Raw genomic sequence first — 26,937 nt, 5'->3', positions numbered from 1 at the left:
CCCTTAGATCGACAACTTGTTGATACGCTTACCACCGTACACTAGGTTCACGAGGCATCGTGTACCAATGATGGCAGTAAACATTGAAGTGATAATACCAATCGACAGCGTTACCGCGAAGCCTTTGATTGCTCCGGTACCTACTGCAAATAGAATAATCGCGGTAATTAGCGTGGTAATGTTCGCATCAGCGATGGTACTAAATGCATTGGCATAACCTTGGTGAATCGCTTGTTGAGGATTACGTCCCTCTTTTAGCTCTTCACGTATCCGCTCAAATATCAGAACGTTTGCATCAACCGCCATACCTACGGTAAGTACGATACCTGCAATACCTGGTAACGTCATCGTTGCCCCCGGTATCATGGACATCACACCAACGATCAATACGATGTTAGCCATTAGTGCCATATTGGCAAATAGGCCAAATCGACGGTAATAGACCAAGGTGAATAGCATTACGGCGATCATACCTGTAATACATGCCTTAATGCCCATATCGATGTTTTGCTGACCCATTGATGGACCGATGGTACGCTCTTCAACGATCGAAATAGGTGCAATCAGAGCACCGGCACGCAATAGCAGAGCTAAGTTGTGAGCTTCGGCAGCAGAATCGATACCAGTGATGCGGAAGTTGCGACCAAGTGCCGATTGAATCGTCGCTTGGTTAATAACTTCTTCATGCTTATCAAGAATAACTTTGCCTTCAGGTGTGCGCTTGCCGCTGTCTTTATACTCAGCGAAAACCGTTGCCATCAGCTTACCAATATTCTGACGTGAGAACGCCGCCATTTTGTTACCACCTTCGCTATCTAGCGAGATGTTAACTTGTGGGCGACCATATTCATCAGCACTTGAACTTGCATCGGTAATGCTCGCACCGCCAAGAATAACGCGCTTCTTCAACACCACAGGACGACCGTCACGGTCTTGCTTGATTTCACTACCCGCTGGCGCTCGACCATTAGCAGCCGCTGCAAGATCAGCTGAGCTGTCTACTTCACGAAACTCTAGCGTTGCCGTTGCACCAAGAATCTCTTTAGCTCGAGCAGTATCTTGTACACCTGGAAGTTCAACTACGATACGGCTAGCACCTTGACGTTGAACCAGAGGTTCAGCCACACCCAGTTCGTTTACACGGTTACGTAAAATGGTGATGTTCTGCTCGACAGCATAGTTACGAATCTCTTGTAGACGAGTTTCTTTAAAACGCGCGACAAGTGCGAAACGACCATTTGAGTCAGAATCAAAGAAGTCCATGTCTGGGTGTTTCGTGGTTAGCACCGCTTTTGCTTCCGCGAGTTGTTCAGCGTCACGAAGTAGTACTTCAACACCGTCTTTACCCGATGGACGAATGGAGCGGTAGCGAATTCGGTCTTCACGAAGCTCACTACGAAATGCTTCTTCTTGCTGACCCACCAGTTTTTCCATCGCAGCATCCATATCCACTTCCATCAAGAAGTGAACACCACCACGAAGGTCCAAGCCTAATTTCATTGGGTTTGCACCGATCGACTCTAGCCAGTTTGGCGTAGCTGGCGCTAGGTTCAATGCAACAATGGAATCTTTACCTAAAGCTTGGCTGATTACGTCACGCGCACTGATTTGAGTATCAGTATCGTTGAAACGAACAAGAATGGAGCCATTTTCTAAAGCAATGGACTTACGAGAGAGTTGCTCTTCTTCAAGAGCTTTGGTGACAGTATCCAGCGTCGACATATCAACAGAGGCGCCACGCGCCCCTGTAATTTGAATAGCCGGATCTTCACCGTATAGATTGGGAAGTGCATACAAAGCTGCAATGGCGATGGCAAACACCACCATCAGGTACTTCCACAAAGGATAACGGTTTAGCACAGCGAGGATCCTTTAGCTGTTTTTATAGAGACTTTAGCGTACCTTTTGGTAGCACTGCAGTAACGAAGTCTTTCTTAATAACTACTTCATTGTTGTCGTTAAGAGCGATAGCAATGTAGTCGTTGTCTTCAGCAATTTTAGTGATCTTACCAATTAGACCGCCATTAGTTAGGACTTCATCACCCTTACCCATAGAAGCCATTAGGTTTTTATGCTCTTTAGCACGCTTAGCTTGTGGGCGGTAAATCATGAAATAGAAAATTACCGCAAACATGCCAAGCATAATTAGCATTTCAAAACCGCCACCTTGTGGTGCCGCTTCAGCTGCGTGAGCTGCAGAAATCAAACTCATCGGAAAACATCCTCTTTAATGTAAATACATATCCAAAATTGGGCTATCCCCCTATCTTTTCAAGAAGCAAACGGTAACTCAATGTTTCATAGCGACTTAAACACATAAAAAATGTGACCGAGAGCTAGGATTTGGTACCAATTGCAGGGATAGCCGTTTATTTAGCCAACTATTTCATATCTAGTGGCGGCACTTCGCGATTGCGTCGTGCATAAAACTCTTCTACAAACTCATCAAAACGGTCTTCATCAATCGCAGTGCGGATGCTTTCCATCAGACGTTGGTAGTAGCGTAGGTTGTGAATCGTGTTTAAGCGAGCGCCTAAGATCTCATTACAGCGATCTAAATGATGCAGATACGCTTTAGAGTAATTTTTACAGGTGTAGCAATCACAATGCTCATCCAATGGACCTGTATCCGTCTTGTTCGTTGCATTACGGATCTTAACAATGCCACCGGTTACAAATAGATGTCCATTACGTGCATTTCGAGTCGGCATTACGCAATCGAACATATCGATACCACGGCGAACACCTTCAACTAAATCTTCAGGTTTACCTACACCCATTAGATAGCGAGGTTTGTCTTCAGGTAGTTTAGGCGTTGTATGCTCTAATACACGGTGCATGTCTTCTTTTGGCTCACCAACAGCAAGACCACCAACCGCATAACCGTCGAAGCCAATATTAGTTAAGCCTTCAACAGACACATCACGTAGATCTTCGTACACACTACCTTGGACAATACCAAACAACGAGTTAGGGTTCTCAAGCTTGTCGAAATGATCGCGAGAACGTTGTGCCCAGCGCAATGACATTTCCATCGACTTTTTCGCTTCAGCATGGGTCGCTGGGTATGGCGTACATTCGTCAAAAATCATCACCACATCAGAGCCAAGATCTTTCTGGATTTCCATCGATTTTTCAGCATCCATGAAAATCTTGTCACCGTTTACTGGGTTACGGAAATGCACACCTTCTTCAGTGATTTTGCGAATATCCCCAAGGCTAAATACTTGGAAGCCGCCTGAATCGGTAAGGATTGGGCCATGCCAGTTCATGAAGTCATGCAAGTCGCCGTGCATCTTCATGATTTCTTGACCTGGGCGCAACCATAGGTGGAAAGTGTTACCTAGAAGAATTTCAGCTCCAGTGCCTTTTACTTCTTCAGGTGTCATACCTTTCACAGTACCGTAAGTACCAACAGGCATAAACGCTGGCGTTTGTACCGTCCCGCGTTCAAACGTCAATTGACCACGACGAGCGTGACCATTTTTCTTTTTTAGTTCGTATTGTAATTTCACGAAGCCTCCACATTGCCAGAGACACAGTCTGACTCAATCTTAAAACGCACTAACAAGCGTAGCTTGTCGCACTTGAATGCACTAGCCAAGCGACTAGTGAAGTTGGTAATCCTTACCGTATTCCACTGGCTCCTTGAGTGAAATAAAAATCTTAAGCGGTCTTTTTGGTAATGAACATCGCATCACCGTAGCTAAAGAAACGGTACTTCTGTTCTACAGCGTGGTGGTATGCGCTCATCACATTATCGTAACCCGCAAAGGCACTGACGAGCATGATGAGTGTGGACTCAGGGAGATGGAAATTGGTTACTAAGCAATCCACCAGCTGATACTCATATCCCGGGAAAATAAAGATCTCTGTGTCACCAAAAAATGGCACTAGCTCTGTGCCGTTTTTCAGCGCATCTTGCGCAGCGCTTTCTAGAGAACGAACGGATGTTGTACCGACCGCAATAATTCGGCCACCGTTTGCTTTGGTTTCATTGATCGCGTCTACGACCTCTTGCGGCACTTCAACGTATTCCGCATGCATATGATGGTCGTTGATATTTTCAACTCGCACAGGTTGGAAAGTACCTGCACCAACATGCAGAGTCACATAGGCAAAGTTTACGCCCTTGGCTTTGATTTTCTCAAGTACAGCATCATCAAAGTGCAGACCAGCGGTAGGAGCAGCAACCGCACCGGGTTTCTCGTTGTAAACGGTCTGGTAACGTTCTTTATCGGCATCCTCATCTGGACGATCGATATAAGGAGGTAATGGCATGTGGCCAATATCATTAAGAATATCAAGAACCGTCTTCTCAGACTGCATTTCAATCTCAAAAAGTGCGTCGTGACGAGCAACCATCAACGCTTGGTATTCATCATTCTCTCCAAGGAACAGTTCTGTACCTGGTTTTGGAGCTTTAGAAGATCGAACATGAGCTAAGACACGCTTGTCATCAAGCATACGTTCGACAAGTACTTCAATTTTACCGCCTGACGCTTTACGTCCAAACATTCGTGCTGGAATCACGCGAGTATTATTGAACACGAGCAAATCGCCCGGCTGTACTTGGTCAACAATATCAGTGAAGCTTCCATCTACGACTTCACCAGTATTTCCGGTTAGCTGAAGCAGTCGGCTTGAGCTTCTTTCGGCTTTAGGGTAGCGAGCGATAAGCTCATCTGGTAAATCAAAATGAAAATCTGAAACTTGCATAACACCAATCTTCTATATTAAGCGACAAAAACGGCGAAAAAATTCGCAGCCGCATAGTATAAAGTGACCCGTTGGAATAGCAAGCTGAACCGTCATTGTCCAACGTAAACTCTGTGTTTTTAGGGTACACAATTTAACCTTAATATCAGTAAGTTTATTTTGTGACTGGCGCTACAAAAAACGACGCCTGTCTCAGACTTAATCCATGAAAAATTCTATAGTTAAAGTACACAATCAGAACGAGTTGGAGGCCCTATGATTAAGGTCGAAGATATGATGACTCGCAACCCTCACACCCTATTGCGGTCTCACTCCCTAGCCGATGCTAAACATACGATGGAAGCACTCGATATCAGGCATATACCTATCGTTGATGCAGAACGTCATTTACTCGGCATTGTTTCTCAACGTGATGTTTTGGCGGCACAAGAATCCATCCTACAAAAAATCCCAAGCGACCAGTCTTACACATTATCCACCCCATTGAGTGAACTCATGCACAGCAATATTATGACGGTGGAACCAAGAGCCGGATTAAAAGAAAGTGCACTCTACATGCAAAAACACAAAGTGGGATGCCTTCCTGTTGTGAAAAATAAACAACTAGTTGGCATTATTACTGACAGTGATTTTGTCGCGATTGCGATTAACTTGCTAGAACTTCAAGAAGAAGTCGAGCCGGACGAAGTTGAAGAGAGTAGCGATTCGGAAGCACTTGACGCGTAACAGTCAAAAAAAGGGAGCGGCTTGCGCCGCTCAAACTTACCGACATTCAGTAGCCATTACTGAACTACTGAGGCAGTGCTCAAAACCAGTCGAAGCGTTAAGCTTCTGTTTTTCAATGATGTGATAACTCATTATGAGAACGCTTAAACACTACGAGAGACAATCAAACGATCACAGCTGGGGCTCTTTATCACTAAGATAAGCCACTGACTGCACTTACTCTCATCTCACTTGAAAGTTTAAAACGAAAGCAGTTACAGAAACGGTCAACAAACTTTATGTTCATTGTGGCAAAATGAGTCAAATAAATGATTCATTACCAAGTCTTATCTTCCACTGAAAACATACAAATACGATACCCAAGCCAACTTAGAGTATCAACTCTAAATATGTCTTTTTCGAAAATTCGACACTTTGTACTCTTAATAACAATCATTGATAAAGTGCAAATAATGTGGCTTATTACGTAATTTAATTACATAAAATGGCAACCATTGTTTCTTACATGGTTATAGCGAAAGTAGGAACATTGCTAGGTACACCTCGTTATCATTAAGATGTCTAGATAACGACCGCACACCTCTTCAATTTGACAGTGTGAAATTGACACTGTGAAGCGCAGGATTTGATTGAAAGATTTTGTGAAAATTAAACTGTGTTTTTTTACACACTAACCTAGGCATTTAGAGTAATTTAACAAAAAAGACACCAAAAGTGGTGTCTTTCACTAGCCGTTCTCTTTTATGCAGAATAGTTTGAAAACTAAAGTAATTCTGAAACCACATCCGCCAATTGAAGAAATGAGTCACGTCGAGATGAACTTGGTCGCCAAACTAAACCAATATCACGATAAGCTTGCTGCCCCGGAGGCTCAACGACAATAAGGTTTTGATTCTCCAATAGACCATGCTCGATCGCCATCTGAGGAATAAATGTAGTCCCCAATCCATTAGCAACCATTTGAACTAAAGTATGTAAGCTTGTTGCGCTAAATGGATTGATTTTCTCTTTCTCAGTCAGCTTGCACGCAGAAACCGCATGCTCTGTTAAACAGTGTTCATTTTCTAACAAGAAAACCGATTCATCCGGTAGATCATCATATTTGATAGGGACACGAATTCTGTCCGCTTGATTACGGCTGATGACCATCTTGAACGGGTCATGTCCAACAATGCAGCTGTCCATATTGCCGATGTCCATCGGGAGCGCCAAAATGAGAACGTCCAGTTCACCATGTCTCAGCGCGGCGAGTAAGTTCGCAGTAGTATCTTCTCTGAGTAAAAGATTAAGCTGAGGGTAACGCGCGTTCACTTCCTGAACTAAATCACACAGTAAAAATGGCGCTATTGTAGGGATACAACCAAGCTTCAACTGCCCCTGCATCGCATCACCTTGACACAAGTTGCCTAACTCAATCAGGTCTTGTCCCTTTGCTAGGAGCTCTCGTCCTTGTGAAACCACCATTTCACCAGCTTGGGTAAAGACTAACGGACTTTTCTTATCTTTCTTTTCATAGAGAGGACAGCCTATCAGTTCTTCTAGGTTCTGAATCCCCTTGCTTAACGTAGACTGACTGACGAAACAGCGCTCTGCGGCTTCACTAAAGTGTCGCGTCTCATGCAGAGTAACCAAGTAATGAAGCTGCTTTAAACTGGGCCATTTATTCATGGTAACTGCCTGTTTTTGGACCAATATCAAAAAAGGAATCGGCATTACTGCTTCATCGCTTTTTTCGATGGAATTAATCTATTAATTTCGCTTTTTTCAATACTACAATGTGTACTATAGTTTGTCTCGCACAAACACGGACCAAACCAAAAATGGTTTGAATTAAACTCTATTTAGGAGCAAAAAAATGGTACTAGTTGGTCGTCAAGCCCCAGACTTTACTGCAGCAGCTGTTCTAGGTAACGGTGATATCGTTGAGAACTTTAACTTTGCTGAGTTCACTAAAGGTAAAAAAGCAGTTGTATTCTTCTACCCACTAGACTTCACTTTCGTTTGCCCATCTGAACTGATCGCATTCGACAACCGTCTTGCTGATTTCCAAGCTAAAGGTTGTGAAGTTATCGGTGTTTCTATCGATTCTCAGTTCTCTCACAACGCATGGCGTAACACTGCTATCGAAGATGGCGGTATTGGTCAAGTTAAGTACCCTCTAGTTGCAGACGTTAAACACGAAATCTGCCAAGCGTACGATGTAGAGCACCCAGAAGCAGGCGTTGCTTTCCGTGGTTCTTTCCTAATCGACGAAGACGGTCTTGTACGTCACCAAGTAGTTAACGACCTACCTCTAGGCCGTAACATCGACGAAATGCTACGTATGGTTGACGCTCTAAACTTCCACCAGAAGCACGGCGAAGTATGTCCTGCACAATGGGAAGAAGGTAAAGCTGGTATGGACGCATCTCCAAAAGGTGTTGCAGCGTTCCTATCTGAGCACGCAGACGACCTGTCTAAATAATTCGATGCCTTCACCCTGCGCTCAATCAGGGTTGATGGTTGGATAAATATAAAGCGAAAAACGCAGCCAATCATTGAAGAAGAAACGAGTTAGCCAAAAAATTAAAGCCCGAGTCACGACTCGGGCTTTTTCTATTTTCAGAATTCAAAAGCAGAGATATATTGATACCCAGTATAGTTACTGAGAGACCTTATGAACTACCAACTTGAAGTCTGTATCGACAATATCGAGTCCCTGCCACTGGCTATTGCAGGTGGTGCTACGCGGATTGAGCTATGCTCATCTTTGGCGTTAGGGGGACTAACCCCGAACGCAGGCCTCATTAAACAAGCTGTCCAATCTTCTTCTATTCCTATCTACGTCATGATACGTCCTAGACAAGGTGATTTCCTCTATGATTGTGACGATGTTGAAATCATGGCAGAAGACGTGCGCACCGCCGCTAAATATGGTGCTCAAGGCATCGTTTTAGGCCTACTTGATAAAGATGGCAACATCGATATGCCTCGTTCTATCCGCTTAGTAAAACTGGCTCATGAGTTACAGCTGGGTGTAACCTTCCATCGAGCGTTCGACCAATGCAAACATCCCGAACACGCTTTGGAGGATGTAATCGCATTAGGGTGTGAGCGAATACTCACATCCGGACTGGCCTCAAATGCACTAGACGGTAGCGATATGCTCGCCAAGCTGTCTGCTTTGGCAAATGGACGCATAGAATTGATGGCCGGAGCTGGAGTCAATGCTGATAATATCGCTAAGATCATCGCCACCAGTCACGTTACGGAAGTCCACCTTTCAGGCAAATCAACTAGAAAAAGCAAGATGCATTTCATTGCTGACGATGCAAAAATGGGTAGTGATGATGTGGATGACTTTGCCATTCCTGTGACAAGCAGTGATAAAATTCGAGCAGTAGCGAAAGTGCTAAACTCATTATAAAGCTTGTGCTTTTAACCAAAGTTCCAAAGAAGAAGCCGACTGTTTGTAGGCTTCTTTCAATCTCGCACTACTTTCTCTTAGGGATTTATGAAAACGTCAGCGAATTTATTCCAAAAGCTCGATTTGAACCTACTCAGAACGTTTCGAGTTCTGTTGCAGGAGCGCAATGCCCGAAAAACCGCCGAGCGCTTATTTGTGACTCAGCCTGCAATCAGTCAAGCTCTGCAAAAGCTGCGATTTCACTTAGATGATGAACTCTTCGTCAAAGTACAGGGCGGGCTAGAGCCAACACCATTTGCTCTTCAAGTAGAGGAAAAGATTGCCCCTTATTTAGATGGACTCGAAGCCTCTTTAGAACAGCTTTCCGACTTTTCGCCAAGTGAGCTTGAAGGAACAATAAAAATTGCTTTGGCGCCGATAGTATTATCTTGTTTGGCGGGCTCTCTGTTTATAGAACTTAGAAAGCAAGCACCAAACCTAAACTTAGAACTCACCAGTTGGACCCAGCAAACCCCAGAGCAACTTCGTAATGGTGATGTGTTCCTCGGGATGCACTATGACTTAGAAAGTATCTCGAAAGAGATCGCTAGAGACAAGTTAGCCGACATGGAAGCTCGAGTTTATGTACGCCAAGACCATCCCCTCAAGAGCAATATCATAACTCCTCATGAGGCTGCCAATTACGAGATTGCATCTCTCATTTCTCCAGGATGGAATGACAACTTTAGTTTTGCCGCTCAAATACTGGAACAACACGGATATGAGGCAAACGTCGGCTTTCGTTCTGAGGTCGTATTAGCAATTATTGATGTGGTATCGTCAACAGATATGCTTTTGCCTCATTCAAACTTGTTACCAAGTAAACACAGTAAGCAGCTTAGAGCCTTAAAAGTAGAACTTAACGATCAGCCTTATACCAAAGGTTTATATGCCTACATTCATAATAAAAATCGCCACTCACCAAAAGCTCAGTGGATAGAAGGGATCCTACGCGAGAAAATACAGCAACATATTAATAATCAGGACTAATGATAGCTATAAGCGTCACTTCTTAGCCTTACGGTATGACGGCAGCTAACATCAGCGCACTTTTACTGTTCTATAAAGGTGCTTGATGAAAAAGCTATTGTTACCTCTAATCGCTACTCTTTCCTTTACAACATCAGCTCAAACGTTCCACGTATCACCTGACGTCAAAATCGGTATATACAATGGTGCTGGTATTCAGTTAGGTGTAGCAGACACACTAGGTATGGATGCTGTATTTTTTAGCTATGGACGCAAGACCTATAACACTAACCGTTACGACGAACGTATTGACTCATATCGCCTAGGTTTACAACACATGTTTGGACACCAGCAGGACCATGGCCTACAAGCTGAATTTGGTCTTGCAGACTATTACGGTCGTGATAGTCGTGATAGTGAATCGAGCAGTCGCAGCTCTCTAGGATTAAGCATTGGAGCAAGTTACGTTTACATGCTCAATTCAAGCTTTGGTTTAAAGACAGGCTTCGATTATGACGTATTTAACTCACAAGACACCTATATCCCTGTAGGCTCGAATATGACTTTGAACTTCGGTGTCATTGGGCGTTTCTAAACTGGCCAACTAAAGAATGTCGTTAATGGCTTTCTCGTCCAGATGACGAACATCTTTACCCTTCACGAAGTAAATGATGTATTCACAAATATTCTGGCAACGATCACCTACTCGCTCAATGGCTCGAGCTGACCACATGACCTGAAGAATGTTAGGAATGTTCTTCGGGTCTTCCATCATATATGTCATCAACTGACGAACCACGGCTTCATACTCTGCATCCAGTTTGTCATCTAATTTATAGACTTCGGCAGCAGCATCGACATCCATACGAGCAAATGCATCAAGCACTTGATGCAACATAGTGATGGCTTGTCGGCATAGCGGCTCTAAAGAGACATGAAATTTCTGTTGTTTCGTTGATGGTTGCTCTATAGCCACGCGAGCAATTCGAGTCGCTACATCGCCGATACGTTCAAGATCCGTTATCGTTTTGATGATTGCCATCACTAAGCGGAGATCTTTAGCCGTAGGCTGGCGTTTAGCAATAATTCGCGTACATGCCTCGTCGATGGATACTTCCATCGCATTCACTTTGTGATCGTCCCTTACCACTTTTTTGGCTAACTCAAGATCGTCTTTGTGCAACGCCTGCATCGCAAAGGATAACTGCTGCTCGACCAGTCCTCCCATTGTTAACACGTGAGTACGTATCGATTCTAATTCGGCATTAAATTGACCAGATATATGACGACCAAAATGCATGTCCAACAACTTCCTTAATTAACCATAGCGACCGGTAATATAGTCTTCGGTTTGTTTTTCAATCGGTGAGGTAAATATAGTATCAGTATCCGCATACTCTACCAATTTTCCGAGGTGAATAAAGGCAGTGTGATCACTAACTCGCGCTGCCTGCTGCATGTTATGCGTTACGATCACAACCGTGTACTTGGTTTTAAGATCATTAATAAGTTCTTCGATGGTTAATGTTGAAATAGGATCAAGCGCCGACGTTGGCTCATCCAGCAGCAATACTTCAGGCTCGATGGCGATGGCTCGAGCAATCACCAGTCGCTGTTGTTGTCCACCAGAAAGCCCAAATGCATTCTCGTGTAACCTGTCTTTCACTTCATCCCAAAGCGCCGCTGAGCGCAATGCTCGCTCTACCGCATCATCCAGATTACGGCTGTTCTTAATTCCTTGAAGTCGCAATCCATACACCACATTCTCATATATAGACTTTGGAAATGGATTCGGACGCTGAAACACCATCCCAACTCGTCTTCGCAAAGTCGCGACGTCAACATCCGGATGATAAACATTACCTCCATGTAATTTCACTTTGCCTGACACCGTACAACCTTCAATTAGATCATTCATTCGGTTGATACAGCGAAGCAGAGTCGATTTACCACAGCCAGACGGTCCGATAAATGCGGTCACTTGCCCTTTTGGAATCCGCATAGATACGTCGTCTAGAGCTTGTTTATCGCGATAAAACAGATTCAAGTTTTCTATCGCAATGGCAGTTTGCTCATCACTTAGATTGTTAACATCTAAAGGCGTGGGATAGCCCAACGTTTGATTAATAGAAAACATGATTAATCTTGTCCTAATGTTCGATATTTTTCGCGCAGGTTATTTCGTATGGCGATTGCTGTTAAGTTTAGCCCAACGACCACCGTTACCAACAAGAAAGAGGTGGCATAGACTAACGGTCGTGCGGCTTCAATATTCGAGGTTTGAAAGCCCACGTCATAGATATGAAAACCAAGGTGCATAAATTTACGCTCTAGATGCAAAAACGGAAACTGCGAATCGATAGGCAAGCTTGATGCTAGTTTTACCACCCCAACCAACATTAGAGGCGCAACCTCTCCCGCGGCTCTCGCGACTGCAAGGATCAGCCCAGTGATAATTGCAGGGCTCGCCATAGGCAACACAATACGCCAAAGCGTTTCGGATTGCGTTGCTCCTAAAGCTAGTGACCCATGTCTGGCGGATACTGGAATTCTATTCAGCCCTTCCTCCGTTGCGACGATCACTACCGGCAATGTAAGAATCGCAAGAGTTAATGCCGACCATAATAGCCCCGGAGTACCAAACGTTGGTGCAGGTAATCGCTCAGCATAAAACAGCGAATCAATTGAGCCACCAATGGTATAAACGAAAAAGCCTAAACCAAACACACCGTATACAATGGAAGGTACCCCCGCTAGGTTAATCACCCCTACCCGTATCATTCGTGTGAGAGCATTATTTTCAGCATATTCATGTAGATAAACCGCAACTAGCACCCCTAACGGCATCACCATTATCGACATAATGATAACCAACAGAACAGTGCCGAAAATGGCTGGGAACACCCCGCCTTCAGAATTTGACTCTCGTGGATCATCAGAGAGGAACTTCCAGACTTGTCCACTCCAATGTACTAACTTATCGGCAAAAGACATGTTGTTCGGATACCAGAAATCAAGGATCCGATTTAGCCCAATCTCAACTTTCTCACCACGCATATCTTCAACAATGAGCGTTTTGCTGCTCAACTCGTTACGCAGTGCATCCAGCTCCCCTTCACTTTGGTTTAGCTGCTGGTGAATAATACTGACTTGCTGCTCATAACGGTGAGTAAGCTCCTCTGACAGCTCTCCATTAAGTGAGTCTCGGCGCTGCTTTAGCCGTAATGCTTCCAATTGATGATTCAAGCCACGTATTTTACGCTGAATCGTGTCATCTATTTGCTCTCGAGTCAGTTTCACCTGCTGAATTTCGAGCTTCAGCAGAGTGTTAAGATCCGTAGTAATTGCGCCATCGGGCGTCTTTAGAGCGATAATTCTCCCAAAGAAATCACCACCACGTGTTCTCTCTAAAACGACAAGATCGGCTGGTGTCGTTTGCAACTTAAGTTGTGGTGCGAGCAAAGAAACAAAATCGACACCATATAAGTCTCGATTCGCGACTTTAATACTCAGACGCCCTACTTTCCCCGCAGCCAGCACCTCAGTCGGTAACAACTTATCGGCATCAGGAATGTTATGGGTAGGAACCCAACTCTTCGAGTAAATCTGCCCCATTAAAGCTTTGCCGTTGTCATCTTGCCATTGGTAAAGCGGCGCGGGCCAAAAATAAGTGAGCCCTTTCCAACCGATCAATAACAAAAGACCGAGGACGGATATTAAGCTGATGCTAACGGCACCACCTGTTAGCCAAACCCAAGGTGCGCCAGATTTGAGCCACTTAAACATGGTAAGGCTCCTTCCACATTCTACAGCGCACTGTATTTCTCCCGCAGTCTTTGTCTAACCCACTCAGCCAGTGAATTCACAACAAAAGTAAAACTAAACAAAATCAATGCGATTAAAAACAACAAACGATAGTGGCTGCTTCCAACCTCAGATTCAGGGAGCTCCACAGCCATGGTGGCAGAGAGTGTTCTCATGCCCTCAAAAATATTCCAATCCAATATTGGTGTGTTGCCCGTCGCCATCAAAACGATCATTGTCTCGCCTACTGCTCGACCCAATCCCATCATTACTGCCGAGAAAATCCCTGGACTTGCGGTTAGTAGCACAACGTACACTAAGGTTTGCCACTGAGTTGCACCTAGTGCCAATGAACCATCGGAAAGGTGCTTCGGCACAGAAAAGATCGCATCTTCAGCAATCGTAAAGATGGTAGGAATCACAGCAAATCCCATTGCAAAGCCCACAACTAGAGCATTTCTTTGGTCAAAATCAATGCCATGTTGAGCAAGAAAAACTCGAGCATCACCATTAAAAAACAGCACCTCCATGTCAGTGGAATACGTCATGGCAAGGTACATCGCAACAATAATGACAGGAATTAGCGTAAACGGATGTAATCCACTGGGTAGTTTGCTGGTGTATTGACGCGGCAAGATGTACCAAACAACGCCAGCCAATAGACAAATTGTTGGTAGAGTTAGCAGCAGCAGAAGTACCGCTGGTAAATGTGTTTCTACTATCGGCGCAAACCAAAGACCCGCAAGAAAACCAATGATAACGGTAGGCAACGCCTCCATCAGTTCAATAGTTGGCTTAACGACTTTACGCATACTAGATGACATAAAATACGCCGTATAGATCGCACCCAGCACCGCAATCGGTACCGCAAATAACATAGCGAACATCGCAGCTTTAATAGTACCAAAGGCAATAGGCACAAGACTGTACTTACCTTCAAACTCATCAGAAGCAGCAGTAGTTTGCCAAACGAATTCAGGCTCTGGGTAACTCTCATACCACACTTTGCCAAACAGTGCCGACAACGAAATTTCTGGATGCGGATTATCAATATGCCCTAAATAAGTCATACCGCCGGACAATACCAATGCATACTGATTGTTATAAGAAAGCGCGGAGACGCTTACCGGATTCTTACTTGGCAGGCTACTGGTGAATACAACACGTTCACTAGTGGTGTAATTACTTTGCAGACTTCCGTCTGCTAGGACGGTTATGAACCCTTTCGTTAAATTCTCAGGAAGTAAAGCTGTTAAAGGTGCGTCAAAATTAAAGGAACGAATAGCAGTTAAGTGCCTAGCGTCTTGTTTCACCACATCAAACCACTGCCAAACTTGCTGATTATCATACTCCACCAGCAAGGAGTGAGCGCCAGACAACAATTTAAGTCCAGTGACTTTGGCGTTATTCACTGCAGTTAAGTCCACCAGCTCACGAACCACGAGATGCTCGGCTCCTCTGTTGATCACAGCAAGTTCATTACCACTTCGCACATAAACCGTTTGAGCATCTGGAGTTAGCAATATTTCATCGGCAGAGTCTAAAGGTGCAAGAGTAGAGAGAGTCTGCACTGTTTTCGAATCGGAAGAATCCAAGGCATCTGAACTCGTTGGCTGCCAAATCAAATGGACTAAGCCACTACTATCTACCATAGCAAAGGCTGTCCCGTGAGCATTGCTGTTTGCTGTTACCAATGATATGACGCTGCCATGAGTGGGCATCCAATCAGCACGACCTGGCAACTCAAGTTCTAGATCACTTTGTCCTTTTTCTGATTGCCATTTGAATTTAGGCTGGACTAAAGCGAGTCTCTGATCCGAATCAACAATGAGTAACTGGTCATTATTGACCGTCTTAAACATTGAGATACTAATAGGAAGTTGACGTATGGTTTGTTGACCCGAGACTAGAGATTGCTCAACCACCTCTCCGTCCGATGTCACAAAAGCAGCTCGAGTACCGTGGTCGTCTACCACGCTATAGACGATAGGTTTATCTATACTTAACTCAATCCCTTGTGACCATGATACCTTGGCATCAGAGAACAGTGGGAACGTCACATAAGCCAAATAGACAAAGATAAAGATCAAACTCGCCAATACACTCAAACCGCCAAAAGACACGATCCAGCGAACCAAACGGTCCTTTATCAGTCTTTTACGATCTTTGGTTTGTAACGAAAAATTGGCTGTTGCCATAATCTACATTTGTCTCTTTGGTGGCGGTTAGAATCTTACGAGATATTGCCCATTAAGGGTTCTGGGACGAGTTACTAGAATGCATGACGTGCCCCAACATTTTATGTCGTTTAGATGACAGTTATATTACATGCCATCTAACGTGCTGAAAATAATGAAATGTGTCAAGTCGCACGCTATTTGAAATAAAGTTGTCATATAAAATCAATAAGGTTCACGATCAGGTTAGTCTTATATGTCACTCATTGACAACAATGAGTCCAAAATGTTGGTGGTTAGGTAAATGAGCGCGGAAAAACTCTATATCGAAAAAGAACTTAGTTGGCTCTCTTTTAACGAGCGAGTGCTGCAAGAAGCTGCAGACAAGACCGTCCCATTGATTGAACGCATCCGCTTTTTAGGGATTTTCTCCAACAACCTCGATGAGTTTTACAAAGTTCGCTTCTCTGACGTAAAACGCCGCATCCTCATTAACCAAGAAAGTGGTATTAACGACAACTCCAAGCACCTACTGGGTAAGATGCAAAGTAAGGCACTCAAGCTTAATTTACGATTTGATGAACTCTACAACGAACTGATTTTAGAGATGGCTCGTCGTCGAATCTTCCTAGTTAATGAAACTCAGCTAAGTGACACGCAACAAAAGTGGGTAAAGAAATACTTTAGAAATGAAGTACTGCCTCACTTAACGCCTTTTATGCTTGGTGAAGACATCAACGTACTGCAATTTCTTAAAGATGAGTACGCTTATATCGTTGTCGATATGCAAAAAGAGCAAAGTTCTCAGTATGCGATCTTAGAGATCCCGACTGATCACTTACCCCGTTTTGTCATGGTTCCGGAACAGAAAGGTAAACGCCGTAAAACCATCATTCTGCTCGACAACATCATTCGTTATTGCCTTGACGATATATTCCGCGGGTTCTTTGATTACGATGAGCTTAATGGCTATGCGATGAAAATGACGAGGGATGCGGAGTACGACTTGAGTCTCGAAGTAGAACACAGCCTGCTCGAGCAAATGTCGGAAAGTGTCAATCAACGACTGACCGCCATGCCCGTGCGCTTTGTTTACGAGCGTGATATGCCCGAAGAAATGCTAAATACCTTGTGCAGCAAACTAGGTATTTCTAACTACGATAGCCTCATTCCCGGTGGTCGCTACCATAACTTTAAAGACTTTATCGGCTTTCCAAATGTTGGACGTGAATACTTAGAAAACAAACCACTACCTCCAATGCGTTGTGCCGATTTCGATGGCTACGACAACCAGTTTGAGGCCATACGCGCTCAAGATATTTTGCTCCATTTCCCCTATCACACCTTCGATCATATTACTGAGTTAGTGCGTCAAGCCTCGTTTGACCCTAAGGTCATTGGTATCAAAATCAATGTATATAGAGTGGCGAAAGACTCCCGTTTGATGAACTCATTGATTGACGCCGTACACAACGGTAAAAATGTCACGGTAGTGGTTGAGCTACAAGCTCGGTTTGACGAAGAAGCCAACATTGAATGGTCTAGAGTGCTCACCGAAAACGGGGTACAAGTGATCTTTGGTGCTCCGGGGTTAAAAATACACGCTAAATTACTGCTGATAAGTCGCCGAGAAGAGGGCGAGATTACCCGCTATGCTCACATTGGCACTGGGAACTTTCATGAGAAGAATGCTCGTATCTATACCGACTTTTCTTTGCTAACTGCCGATCAAGAGATCGCGAATGAAGTTCGTAACGTTTTCGGCTATATCGAAAACCCTTATCGCCCAGTGAAGTTTAACTATCTCATCGTCTCCCCACGTAACTCGCGTAAGCAACTCTACCGACTCATTGATACTGAAATCGCCAATACTAAGGCGGGCAAGAAAGGCAAACTCACTTTAAAAATCAACAGCTTAGTCGATAAGAGGCTGATCAACAAGCTCTACGGCGCGAGCAATGCAGGGGTTAAAATCCAAATGATTATCCGCGGCATGTGCTCTCTAGTTCCTGGTGTTGAAGGAGTGAGCGATAACATAAAAATTATCAGCATTGTTGATCGCTTCTTAGAGCACCCTCGCGTCATCATTGCGCATAACAATGGCGATCCTCAAGTCTATATTTCATCTGCCGACTGGATGACTCGCAACATAGACCATCGTATTGAAGTCGCCGCTCCAGTGCGTGACACTCGTTTAAAACAGCGAATTATCGACATTATTAACCTTCACTTTACTGATACCATGAAGGCACGTTGGATAGACAAAGAAATGAGCAACAGCTACGTACCGCGCGGTAACCGTAAGAAAGTACGCTCACAAATGGCTATTTACGACTATCTTAAAAAGGTAGAGAAACAAACAAGAAAAACCAAAGAGCAACTGATCAATAATGAGCCAGACCAAAGACAGTAGTATAAAAAATGTCGCCGCTATCGATTTAGGTTCGAACAGCTTTCATATGGTTGTCGCTAAGGTAGTGGATCAAGATCTACAGTTAGTAAGTCGCCACAAACAGCGAGTGAGATTAGCCTCCGGGTTGGACGCTCAACAGAATCTCGACAACGCTGCGATTGAACGAGGATTAGAATGCCTTGCCATGTTTGCAGAACGCCTACAAGGCTTTGAGCCAGAAAACGTTCGTATTGCCGCAACCCACACGCTGCGTATCGCCAATAATACCCATATCTTTTTGCAACGCGCTCGCGACGTTCTTCCCTTTCCTATTGAAGTCATCCCTGGTGAAGAAGAAGCACGCCTAATATATACCGGCGTTGCGCATACTCAAACCGAGTCAAATTCAAAGCTGGTGATTGATATTGGTGGTGGTAGTACCGAGCTCATCATAGGTAAGGCTTTCGAACCTGTACTACTAAATAGCACTCAGATGGGCTGCGTGAGTTATACCACTAAATTTTTTGCCAACGGAAAACTCTCCACTAAAAATTTCTCCAAAGCTATTTTATCTGCTCAACAAAGACTTGAAGCATTGTCGGTTCGATATAAAAAGAAAGGTTGGGAAGTTGCATTAGGCTCCTCTGGAACGATTAAGGCAATAAGGGAAGTCTTAATCGGTTTAGGACATGAAGATGGTTTAGTCACCCATAAACGTTTGTATAAACTTATCGATACCTTGTGTGAATTTAACACTATTGATGACATCAACTTAGCTGGACTAACAGACGAAAGGAAGCCAGTGTTTGCCGCAGGCGTGGCCATATTAACTGCGCTCTTTGAAAGTTTGAAAATTCGTGAAATGCACTTTTCAGCTGGTGCTCTTCGTGAAGGTTTGCTCTATGAAATGGAGGAGCGTTTCCAACGCTCTGATATCCGTATGCGAACCACTGAAAATTTGGCCGCCAAACATTTTGTCGATCTTGAACATGCCGCCAAAGTTCGCGGCCAGGCAGTCGAGTTTTTAAATCAAACTCATGAGCGGCTCAATCTTAAAAAGAAAAGTGATTTGTTTAGTTTGCTTGAGTGGAGTGCTCTACTTCACGAGGTTGGACTCAGTATCAGTTATCAGGCCTTCCATAAGCATTCAAGCTACATACTCACGCACACCAATATGCCGGGTTTTAACAGTGAGCAGCAGCGCATTTTAGCGACACTGGCTCGCTATCAAAGAAAATCACTCAAGTTACAAGAGCTCCCTGAGTTTAGCCTGTTTAAGAAAAAACATATTCTCGGTTTAATACGAATCCTACGACTCGCCATTATCGTTAATGGGCAGCGCAATGATGAGTTATTACCTCTAAAGCTGACTATTGTCGACGACATTTGGACTGTGAGTTGTGAGCAAGTAGATTGGTTAGAACAAAACCGGCTTCTCTCCGCTGATTTACAAACGGAGCAAAACTACTGGCAAGCGGTAGGGTGGCAACTTGAATTCAATTAACTGTCGCAGCTACATTTGCGGTTCGCCAATGAAGGTTAGTCGATAAAGCTCAATCCAACCTTGGCTAGCTCTTGTTCTGCAAATTCTCGACTTAACGGTACATAGCCATCTTTCACCACTATTCGCTGACCTTCTCGAGAATAGATATAGCGAATATAGGCTTCCTCTATGGGATCAAGTTTTCGTTGTGGGTCTTTATTGACGTAGACATACAAGAACCGAGACAGTGGGTAGTGACCTGACTGTACATTGTCTTGAGTTGGTAAGATGTAATCCTCACCTTGTTTCGCGATGGGCACCAACTTCGCCCCCGATACTTGATAGCCAATGCCGGAGTAACCAATGGTATTCACGGATGACGCTACTGATTGCACCACAGATGCTGAGCCAGGTTGCTCATTCACATTGCGTTTGAAGTCGCCTCCACAAAGTGCATTGTTCTTGAAATAACCATAGGTCCCCGACACTGAGTTACGGCCGAACATCTGAATAGCACGTAGACTCCAAGGTGCTTTAACGCCTAGCTGTTCCCACTTACTAATGTAGTGGTTGCTTCCACAGCGTAATGTTGAGGAAAAAATGCTGTCTATTTGCTGGAAATTCAACCCTTTGATGGGGTTGTCGGTATGAACAAATATCCCGATCGCATCGATTGCAACTCGAAGCTCGGTCGGTTTGTAACCATAATGCCGCTCAAAAGATTCCACCTCTTTTAAACGCATCTTCCTGCTCATAGGGCCGAATTGTGCCGTACCTTCGGCCAAAGCAGGAGGCGCCGTCGACGAGCCTGAAGCTTGAATTTGGGCATTAACATTAGGATAAATGTTCTTAAACTCTTCAAGCCATAAGGTGGTCATCCCCGATAAAGTATCTGAACCTACTGAGGATAAGTTGCCTGCAACCCCAGGTTGCTTCGTATATTTAGGCAACTCTGAAGCCAGCGTAGAGAAGGATATCACGCCAAAAAGCAATACTGACCAACTTAACCTTCCGCTCATCGCCATTAGTTCACTACCAAACGTTCTGGAAGAATGAATGAGAATTTACTACCAACGCCCACTTCCGAGTGAATTTCCAGATGAGAATCATGGTGAGATAGCGCATGTTTTACGATAGCTAACCCTAAACCACTTCCGCCGGTATCACGAGAGCGAGCCTTATCGACACGATAAAAACGCTCAGTTAGTCGGTGCAAATGCTGGGGCTCAATACCATCGCCAGTATCTTCTACATCTAAACATGCACCTTGAGCAGATTGATACCAACGTACCTTCACATTTGCACCCGGTGGCGTATATTTAATCGCGTTGTAAACCAGATTAGAAATAGCACTTCTTAACTGATCATCGTCACCAAATACTCTCAGGCTATTATCGACATCAAACTCAACCTTGTGTCCATCCTCACCACTTAGGCTAACCGCCTCTTTTTCGAGAACTTCGAGCATAGCAGGCACATTGACGACTTCGTCTAACTCATGCATTGGCGCAGCTTCAATTTTGGAGAGCGTGAGTAACTGATTCACAAGGCTGTTCATTCGATTAAGCTGTTCGGTCATTACACCGTGAGCTTTAGTCCACATAGGACCTACAACCATGTCTGGATCTTCTGTCATCTCAAGGTAACCCTGAAGAACAGTCATTGGTGTACGTAGTTCATGAGAAACGTTAGCAAAGAAATTGCGACGCATACCTTCTAATTGCTTAAGTTGGCTGACGTCACGCACGACCATCAAATGCTCACCTTCGGTATACGGTACAATTCGAAGCTCCAGCATTCTTTCCACATTCAAAGGCGAACGCATTTCTAAAGGTTCAGAGAAATCCTGCTTATTTAGATACTTAATGAAATCTGGGGTGCGAATCAGATTAGAAATCGGCTGTCCTGAATCATCAGGCCAGCGAAAGCCAAGAAGGTGTTGTGCGAGTTTGTTACACCACACGATATTACCTTCACTACGAAACACCACAACTGCATCGGGAAGCGATTCCGCACCGTTTTTAAAACGGCGAATTAGGTTGGTCAACTCTTTTCGTTTACGTCTTTGGCGCTGTTGAAGTCGATAGATGCCATTAAATAACGACTCCCAGTTGCCTGTGCCTGATGGCGGCGTCAGACGCTTTTCATCCCACAACCATGCAGACAAACGCAGCTGATTATGTAGGTGCCATATCAACTGCAAAACCGTGGCAACGAGCAGTAACCACGGCATGTATCCAAATATCCACCCAACAACAATCCAAGGGGTGTAAAAAAAAGCCAGCTCCCAGGCCAGCTTTTTCCAGGTTAACCTTTCAACCATCTATCTCTCCAGTTCGATGCTAGCCTTTGGTAGAGAAACGGTAGCCAGCGCCTCGAACGGTCTGAATCAACTTATCATGTCCAGCGGACTCTAATGCCTTACGCAAACGACGAATGTGCACATCCACCGTGCGGTCTTCAACATAAACGTTAGTACCCCAAACGTTATTAAGCAGTTGTTCGCGGCTGTATACGCGCTCTTGATGCGTCATAAAGAAATGCAGCATTTTAAATTCCGTTGGTCCCATATCTAGCGGTGCATCATTCGCAGTAACACGATGCGATACTGGGTCCAGCTTCAGCCCTTGAACATCGATAACATCTTCCAACGCAGTTGGTGTGACACGGCGAATAACTGCTTTTAGTCGAGCAACCAATTCCTTTGGAGAGAAAGGTTTAGTGATATAGTCATCAGCCCCGACTTCTAAGCCGCGCACCTTATCTTCTTCTTCACCACGAGCCGTCAACATCACTACTGGAATGTTTCGAGTAAGCTCTTCACGCTTCATGTGCTTTATGAAATTGATACCTGAACCACCAGGCAACATCCAATCTAGCAGAACAAGGTCTGGGTAAGGTTCAGCCAGTTTGTTTACTGCGGTATCGTAATCTTCTGCTTCAACAGCTTGGTAGCCTTTCTGCTCTAACACGAAACACAGCATTTCACGAATTGGTGCTTCATCCTCAACAACCAGGATTCTTCTAGACATATCTGAATAACCTTATGGAATCTAATCAACTGCATGCATTATCAAGAATTATTATGACACTTTTGTGACCATTGAAAACAATTTTTAATATAACTTTCGCACAATCTGGGTTGTCATATTGAAGATTTAAGCTAGGACAATTGTTTGAAAATTGCCTATCATGTGCAGCTATCTATTCTAAAGGTGAGAGTAATATGTGGTTTAAAAACTGTTTGGTCTATCGATTCAACAAGGATCTTGAATTTAACGCCGATAAACTCGAGCAGCAGCTTGAAGAGTTTCGTTTTACACCTTGTGGTAGTCAAGATAAGCAAAAATTTGGTTGGGTGACAGCGCTTGGTAAACATGGCGACATGATGACCCACGTTTCTGAAAACCGCATTTTGCTTTGTGCAAAGAAAGAAGAAAAAATGCTGCCAGCGTCTGTGATCAAAGAGTCACTAAACAGCAAAGTAGAAGCGTTGGAAACGCAAGAAGGTCGACCACTTAAGAAAAAAGAAAAAGATGACCTTAAAGATGAAATCATCATTGATTTGCTTCCACGAGCTTTCAGCCGTAGCAACCTCACTCATCTGCTTATCCTTCCAAAAGAAGGCTTCATCATTGTAGATGCAAGTAGCTTTAAGAAATCAGAAGATGTCATCGCCCTCTTGAGAAAAACAATGGGAAGCCTGCCTGTTGTTCCTGCCTTCCCAGAGCAGCCTATTGAAAATACATTAACCGAATGGGTGAAAGGCGGTGAAGTACCTACAGGCTTCAATCTTCTAGATGAGGCTGAGCTTAAGTCAGTGCTAGAAGACGGTGGTGTTATCCGTTGTAAGAAACAAGAACTGTCAAGCGATGAGATTCTTGGTCATATTGAGGCAAACAAGTTTGTAACTAAACTCGCGCTGAACTGGCAAGAGCGTATTGAATTTATTCTGGCTGATGATGGCAGTATTAAACGCCTTAAATTCAGCGATGAACTGAAAGATGAGAATGACGACATTCCAAGAGAAGATGCTGCGGCTCGAATGGATGCCGACTTCTCATTGCTTTGCGGTGAGTTTGGCGCATTCCTACCAAATCTTTATGACGCCTTAGGCGGCTTACCAAAGCAATAGCCATTACTTATCTGAGCTCGCGTTCTGCGAGCTCAATACAAAACTTGGAAACCTCTCCATATTAGCGTAAAATTTGCGCCCCTTAGTGCCATTAGGTGGCACAACACTGACTTGAAATCAGATTAGAGATATAAAGCAATGTTTACTCCAGAACTTCTGTCACCTGCTGGCAGCCTTAAGAACATGCGTTATGCATTCGCCTACGGTGCGGACGCGGTTTACGCAGGTCAACCTCGTTACAGCCTTCGTGTTCGTAACAACGAATTCAACCACGAAAACCTTCAGATAGGTATCAATGAAGCGCACGCCCTAGGTAAAAAGCTTTATGTGGTTTGTAACATTCAACCGCATAACTCGAAGCTAAAAACCTTCATCCGTGATCTAAAACCTGTTGTTGAAATGGGTCCAGACGCACTGATCATGTCTGACCCAGGTCTTATCATGATGGTTCGTGAAGCATTCCCTGAAATGCCGATTCACCTATCAGTACAGGCAAACGCCGTAAACTGGGCGACTGTTAAGTTCTGGGCAGCTAATGGTGTTGAGCGCGTTATCGTGTCTCGTGAGTTATCGTTAGAAGAGATTGAGGAAATCCGTGAACATTGCCCTGAAACTGAGCTAGAAGTATTCGTACACGGCGCACTTTGCATGGCTTATTCAGGTCGCTGTCTACTATCCGGCTACATCAACAAACGCGATCCAAACCAGGGTACGTGCACCAATGCATGCCGCTGGGAATACAAAGTTGAAAAAGCGACTGAAAACGACGCAGGTCAAATTGTCGAAGAATTTGTTCCTGAAGCACAAGCAGTTGAAGTCGTTGATGAGCGTCCAGAGACCACTATTGGTCGTGGTAAACCAACGGATGAAGTCGTACTACTTTCTGAAAGCCATCGTCCAGAAGATAAAATGGCGGCATTTGAAGATGAGCATGGTACGTACATCATGAACTCCAAAGATCTTCGTGCGGTGCAGCATGTTGAGCGTTTGACTAAGATGGGTGTCCACTCACTTAAGATTGAAGGTCGTACTAAATCTTTCTACTACTGTGCTCGTACTGCTCAAGTTTACCGTAAAGCTATTGATGACGCTGTTGCTGGCAAACCGTTTGATGAGTCACTATTAGGCACGCTAGAAAGCCTAGCTCACCGCGGTTATACAGAAGGCTTCCTACGTCGTCATACTCATGACAGCTATCAAAACTATGACTACGGTTATTCCGTTTCCGATTCTCAGCAATTTGTAGGTGAGTTTACCGGTAAACGTCGCGGTCACTTGGCTGAAGTTGAAGTGAAAAACAAATTTGTGGTTGGCGATAGCCTTGAGTTAATGACACCAAAAGGCAATGTGGTATTCAGCCTAGAAGTGATGGAAAACCGTAAGTCAGAAAGCATCGACGACGCTAAAGGTAACGGTCACTTCGTCTTCATTCCAGTACCAGAGGAGTTGGATCTGGACTACGCACTACTTATGCGTAACCTAAATTCAGGACAAGATACACGTAACCCAACTGGTAAGTAACCATGGCACTATTAATCACTGACAAGTGCATCAACTGTGATATGTGTGACCCTGAATGTCCTAATGGGGCAATTAGTATGGGCAGCGAGATCTTTGAGATCGATCCCCATTTATGCACAGAGTGTAAAGGGCACTACGATAAACCAACTTGTCAGTCCGTCTGCCCAATCACAAAATGCATCATCACCGATCCAAACCATGTGGAAACCGATGATGAGCTACTTGAGAAGTTTGTGATTATTCAAGGTATGGCCTAGTCAGCAAAAAGCCTCCAAGTGGAGGCTTTTTTATTACCCAGACTTTTCGATTGGAAAAACATTGCAGTAAAGCTCTTTCTCATACTGCATCTCCAGTTTTTTGCGCCAGTTTTCTGCAGAGTTGATAGGAATTAAATAGAACTTCTCTCTGCTGGTGTCGGTCACAAAGGCAATACCGTGCTGCATCAACTCATAGTGAATATCATTGATGAAACCGAGTGTGAAACTTTGCCTACCGGATAGTTGATTAATGTCCTCTCTAGTTAGAATCACTCCATCTTTTTCTGAAGCGAATCTCTTCCTAAGCCATCGGGCAAACTGCCTTGATGAGATCATAGTCATAACAGTCTTCCTTACCCAAAACTTATTGGGGAAATCCCCCAAAAATACAGTAGATAAGCCTTAACTCAATAACAATAACACCAAGAAACAAAAAGACTAATCTACCGAAGTATTGATAACCATAGTCAACATACTTCGACTTCTCCAGTCCCAATTGTGAGAGTCACCTTATTCAAATACTAACCGTAGTGTTGTCCATTATCGTAGTAATTCGAGGGCTCAAGCGTACTAAAGACTACCGCCACATCAAGCTCTTTCCCTAGGGCTGAGCGTACCTGAGTCGTGATAACTGTAGCCACTGAATTTTTGACCTCCTGCCCCCGATCAAACCATAGCACTTCAATAAATGGATAAGCATGACTGACCTTATTATCAAAGTAAAAAGTGGAGGCAATATGTTCAACCGTAAAGTCCTCTTTGGGACAGTCCATTAACGGTTGCAGTTCATCAACTAGTGGACCAGAAAGAGTTTTAACAAGATCAGGTTCAATCGCTCTAAATCGTAAATGAGGCATAATCATATCCATGTATTTGATAACGATTACGAGTATATCAGTGAACAATGAGATTAGAGAACTTAGGAAAGGAATAACGAAAAAGGCCCTGACCTAAGTAGAGCCTTTGAATATGGCACGGGTGGAGAGATTTGACTGGGCTGGCGACCCAGCTCCCAACACATCGCTTTGAAAAAGCGAAAACAAAAAAGGCTCCGACCTAAGTCAGAGCCTTTGAATATGGCAGGGGTGGAGAGATTCGAACTCCCAACACGCGGATTTGGAATCCGCTGCTCTGCCAATTGGAGCTACACCCCTATCTTCGTATTTATTGAGACGACTCTCAAATAAGTGGCGGAGTGGACGGGACTCGAACCCGCGACCCCCGGCGTGACAGGCCGGTATTCTAACCAACTGAACTACCACTCCGCAGTGGTCTATTTAAAGTCTTATCTAAATCGTGCTTTAAACAG

General features: G+C 44.2%; 24 protein-coding genes and 2 tRNA genes. 10 read left to right on the top strand and 16 right to left on the bottom strand.

Going from position 1 to position 26,937, the window contains the following annotated elements; genetic code table 11:
- Positions 1-3: 3 nt before the first annotated feature.
- The 4 genes from secD to queA form a co-directional block, all read right to left on the bottom strand.
- Entirely contained in the window at positions 4-1,860 is a 1,857-nt protein-coding gene (gene secD, locus VME0621_RS22010) for a protein translocase subunit SecD (RefSeq protein WP_006074800.1), read from the bottom strand.
- A gap of 22 nt (positions 1,861-1,882) precedes the next feature.
- Positions 1,883-2,212, bottom strand: a complete 330-nt coding sequence (gene yajC / locus VME0621_RS22005; RefSeq protein ID WP_006074799.1) for a preprotein translocase subunit YajC — start codon at positions 2,210-2,212, stop codon at positions 1,883-1,885.
- 169 nt (positions 2,213-2,381) lie between these two features.
- Positions 2,382-3,515, bottom strand: coding sequence for a tRNA guanosine(34) transglycosylase Tgt (tgt, locus tag VME0621_RS22000; RefSeq protein ID WP_006074798.1), 1,134 nt, complete (start codon positions 3,513-3,515; stop codon positions 2,382-2,384).
- Positions 3,516-3,666: 151 nt separating this feature from the next.
- On the bottom strand, positions 3,667-4,719 hold the full coding sequence (queA, locus tag VME0621_RS21995) for a tRNA preQ1(34) S-adenosylmethionine ribosyltransferase-isomerase QueA (RefSeq protein WP_006074797.1): 1,053 nt from the start codon (positions 4,717-4,719) through the stop codon (positions 3,667-3,669).
- 255 nt (positions 4,720-4,974) lie between these two features.
- Here queA and VME0621_RS21990 point away from each other — a divergent pair, with 255 nt between their 5' ends.
- Positions 4,975-5,445 (top strand): CBS domain-containing protein, encoded by a 471-nt coding sequence (locus VME0621_RS21990; RefSeq protein WP_038227972.1) that lies wholly within the window; start codon positions 4,975-4,977, stop codon positions 5,443-5,445.
- A gap of 762 nt (positions 5,446-6,207) precedes the next feature.
- Here the strand turns inward: VME0621_RS21990 and VME0621_RS21985 are convergent.
- Positions 6,208-7,113 (bottom strand): hydrogen peroxide-inducible genes activator, encoded by a 906-nt coding sequence (locus VME0621_RS21985; protein ID WP_006074795.1) that lies wholly within the window; start codon positions 7,111-7,113, stop codon positions 6,208-6,210.
- A 187-nt stretch (positions 7,114-7,300) separates the two neighbouring features.
- Between VME0621_RS21985 and VME0621_RS21980 the strand changes: the two genes are divergently transcribed.
- The 4 genes from VME0621_RS21980 to VME0621_RS21965 all read left to right on the top strand — a co-directional run bounded on the left by VME0621_RS21980 (position 7,301) and on the right by VME0621_RS21965 (position 10,454).
- Positions 7,301-7,909, top strand: coding sequence for a peroxiredoxin (locus VME0621_RS21980; RefSeq protein ID WP_006074794.1), 609 nt, complete (start codon positions 7,301-7,303; stop codon positions 7,907-7,909).
- A gap of 192 nt (positions 7,910-8,101) precedes the next feature.
- Positions 8,102-8,851 carry a copper homeostasis protein CutC gene (locus VME0621_RS21975; RefSeq protein WP_062460655.1) on the top strand — a complete coding sequence of 250 codons (750 nt, stop codon included), beginning with the start codon at positions 8,102-8,104 and terminating at the stop codon, positions 8,849-8,851.
- Positions 8,852-8,938: 87 nt separating this feature from the next.
- Positions 8,939-9,880 carry a LysR family transcriptional regulator gene (locus VME0621_RS21970; RefSeq protein WP_062460652.1) on the top strand — a complete coding sequence of 314 codons (942 nt, stop codon included), beginning with the start codon at positions 8,939-8,941 and terminating at the stop codon, positions 9,878-9,880.
- 85 nt (positions 9,881-9,965) lie between these two features.
- Complete coding sequence (locus VME0621_RS21965) at positions 9,966-10,454, top strand: DUF481 domain-containing protein (RefSeq protein WP_038227977.1); 489 nt, start codon at positions 9,966-9,968, stop codon at positions 10,452-10,454.
- 9 nt (positions 10,455-10,463) lie between these two features.
- Here VME0621_RS21965 and phoU read toward each other — a convergent pair whose 3' ends face one another.
- From phoU to VME0621_RS21945, 4 genes are read right to left on the bottom strand one after another with little or no spacing between them, the layout of a single operon-like run.
- Positions 10,464-11,159 carry a phosphate signaling complex protein PhoU gene (phoU, locus tag VME0621_RS21960; protein WP_006074790.1) on the bottom strand — a complete coding sequence of 232 codons (696 nt, stop codon included), beginning with the start codon at positions 11,157-11,159 and terminating at the stop codon, positions 10,464-10,466.
- An 18-nt stretch (positions 11,160-11,177) separates the two neighbouring features.
- The gene (pstB, locus tag VME0621_RS21955; protein WP_038227979.1) at positions 11,178-11,996 is read right to left on the bottom strand and encodes a phosphate ABC transporter ATP-binding protein PstB; all 819 of its coding nucleotides are present in this window, start codon (positions 11,994-11,996) and stop codon (positions 11,178-11,180) included.
- 2 nt (positions 11,997-11,998) lie between these two features.
- Positions 11,999-13,645 carry a phosphate ABC transporter permease PstA gene (pstA, locus tag VME0621_RS21950; RefSeq protein ID WP_062460649.1) on the bottom strand — a complete coding sequence of 549 codons (1,647 nt, stop codon included), beginning with the start codon at positions 13,643-13,645 and terminating at the stop codon, positions 11,999-12,001.
- 20 nt (positions 13,646-13,665) lie between these two features.
- Positions 13,666-15,861: an ABC transporter permease subunit gene (locus tag VME0621_RS21945; protein WP_062460646.1), complete on the bottom strand. Its 2,196-nt coding sequence runs from the start codon at positions 15,859-15,861 to the stop codon at positions 13,666-13,668.
- A 283-nt stretch (positions 15,862-16,144) separates the two neighbouring features.
- Here VME0621_RS21945 and ppk1 point away from each other — a divergent pair, with 283 nt between their 5' ends.
- On the top strand, positions 16,145-18,253 hold the full coding sequence (gene ppk1 / locus VME0621_RS21940) for a polyphosphate kinase 1 (RefSeq protein ID WP_062460643.1): 2,109 nt from the start codon (positions 16,145-16,147) through the stop codon (positions 18,251-18,253).
- Positions 18,231-19,736: an exopolyphosphatase gene (ppx, locus tag VME0621_RS21935; protein WP_062460640.1), complete on the top strand. Its 1,506-nt coding sequence runs from the start codon at positions 18,231-18,233 to the stop codon at positions 19,734-19,736. The genes ppk1 and ppx overlap by 23 nt, the downstream gene beginning before the upstream one ends.
- Before the next feature lie 35 nt (positions 19,737-19,771).
- Here the strand turns inward: ppx and VME0621_RS21930 are convergent, their stop codons facing one another.
- From VME0621_RS21930 to phoB, 3 genes are read right to left on the bottom strand one after another with little or no spacing between them, the layout of a single operon-like run.
- Positions 19,772-20,734: a PstS family phosphate ABC transporter substrate-binding protein gene (locus VME0621_RS21930; protein WP_062460797.1), complete on the bottom strand. Its 963-nt coding sequence runs from the start codon at positions 20,732-20,734 to the stop codon at positions 19,772-19,774.
- 5 nt (positions 20,735-20,739) lie between these two features.
- Positions 20,740-22,038 (bottom strand): phosphate regulon sensor histidine kinase PhoR, encoded by a 1,299-nt coding sequence (phoR, locus tag VME0621_RS21925; RefSeq protein WP_038227984.1) that lies wholly within the window; start codon positions 22,036-22,038, stop codon positions 20,740-20,742.
- Positions 22,039-22,057: 19 nt separating this feature from the next.
- A complete protein-coding gene (gene phoB, locus VME0621_RS21920) occupies positions 22,058-22,747 on the bottom strand; it encodes a phosphate regulon transcriptional regulator PhoB (protein WP_038227986.1) in 690 nt (229 codons plus the stop codon).
- A 194-nt stretch (positions 22,748-22,941) separates the two neighbouring features.
- Between phoB and rdgC the strand changes: the two genes are divergently transcribed.
- From rdgC to VME0621_RS21905, 3 genes are all read left to right on the top strand, one after another.
- Positions 22,942-23,850: a recombination-associated protein RdgC gene (gene rdgC, locus VME0621_RS21915; RefSeq protein WP_038227988.1), complete on the top strand. Its 909-nt coding sequence runs from the start codon at positions 22,942-22,944 to the stop codon at positions 23,848-23,850.
- Between the two features lie 138 nt (positions 23,851-23,988).
- On the top strand, positions 23,989-25,371 hold the full coding sequence (gene trhP / locus VME0621_RS21910) for a prephenate-dependent tRNA uridine(34) hydroxylase TrhP (protein ID WP_006074777.1): 1,383 nt from the start codon (positions 23,989-23,991) through the stop codon (positions 25,369-25,371).
- Positions 25,372-25,373: 2 nt separating this feature from the next.
- Positions 25,374-25,628 carry a YfhL family 4Fe-4S dicluster ferredoxin gene (locus VME0621_RS21905; protein ID WP_006074776.1) on the top strand — a complete coding sequence of 85 codons (255 nt, stop codon included), beginning with the start codon at positions 25,374-25,376 and terminating at the stop codon, positions 25,626-25,628.
- A 33-nt stretch (positions 25,629-25,661) separates the two neighbouring features.
- Here the strand turns inward: VME0621_RS21905 and VME0621_RS21900 are convergent, their stop codons facing one another.
- The 4 genes from VME0621_RS21900 to VME0621_RS21885 all read right to left on the bottom strand — a co-directional run bounded on the left by VME0621_RS21900 (position 25,662) and on the right by VME0621_RS21885 (position 26,893).
- Positions 25,662-25,970, bottom strand: coding sequence for a hypothetical protein (locus VME0621_RS21900; RefSeq protein WP_062460637.1), 309 nt, complete (start codon positions 25,968-25,970; stop codon positions 25,662-25,664).
- Positions 25,971-26,149: 179 nt separating this feature from the next.
- Positions 26,150-26,485, bottom strand: a complete 336-nt coding sequence (locus VME0621_RS21895; protein WP_062460634.1) for a DUF1904 domain-containing protein — start codon at positions 26,483-26,485, stop codon at positions 26,150-26,152.
- A gap of 220 nt (positions 26,486-26,705) precedes the next feature.
- Positions 26,706-26,782 (bottom strand) — tRNA-Trp (locus VME0621_RS21890).
- A 34-nt stretch (positions 26,783-26,816) separates the two neighbouring features.
- Positions 26,817-26,893, bottom strand: a tRNA-Asp gene (locus VME0621_RS21885).
- Between the last annotated feature and the right edge of the window lie 44 nt (positions 26,894-26,937).

This window comes from Vibrio mediterranei (assembly GCF_900088415.1).
In the GTDB taxonomy this organism is placed as follows: Bacteria; Pseudomonadota; Gammaproteobacteria; order Enterobacterales; family Vibrionaceae; genus Vibrio; species Vibrio mediterranei.
The sequence above is the reverse complement of the archived record's forward strand: the minus strand, read 5'-3'. Positions and strand labels throughout refer to the sequence as shown.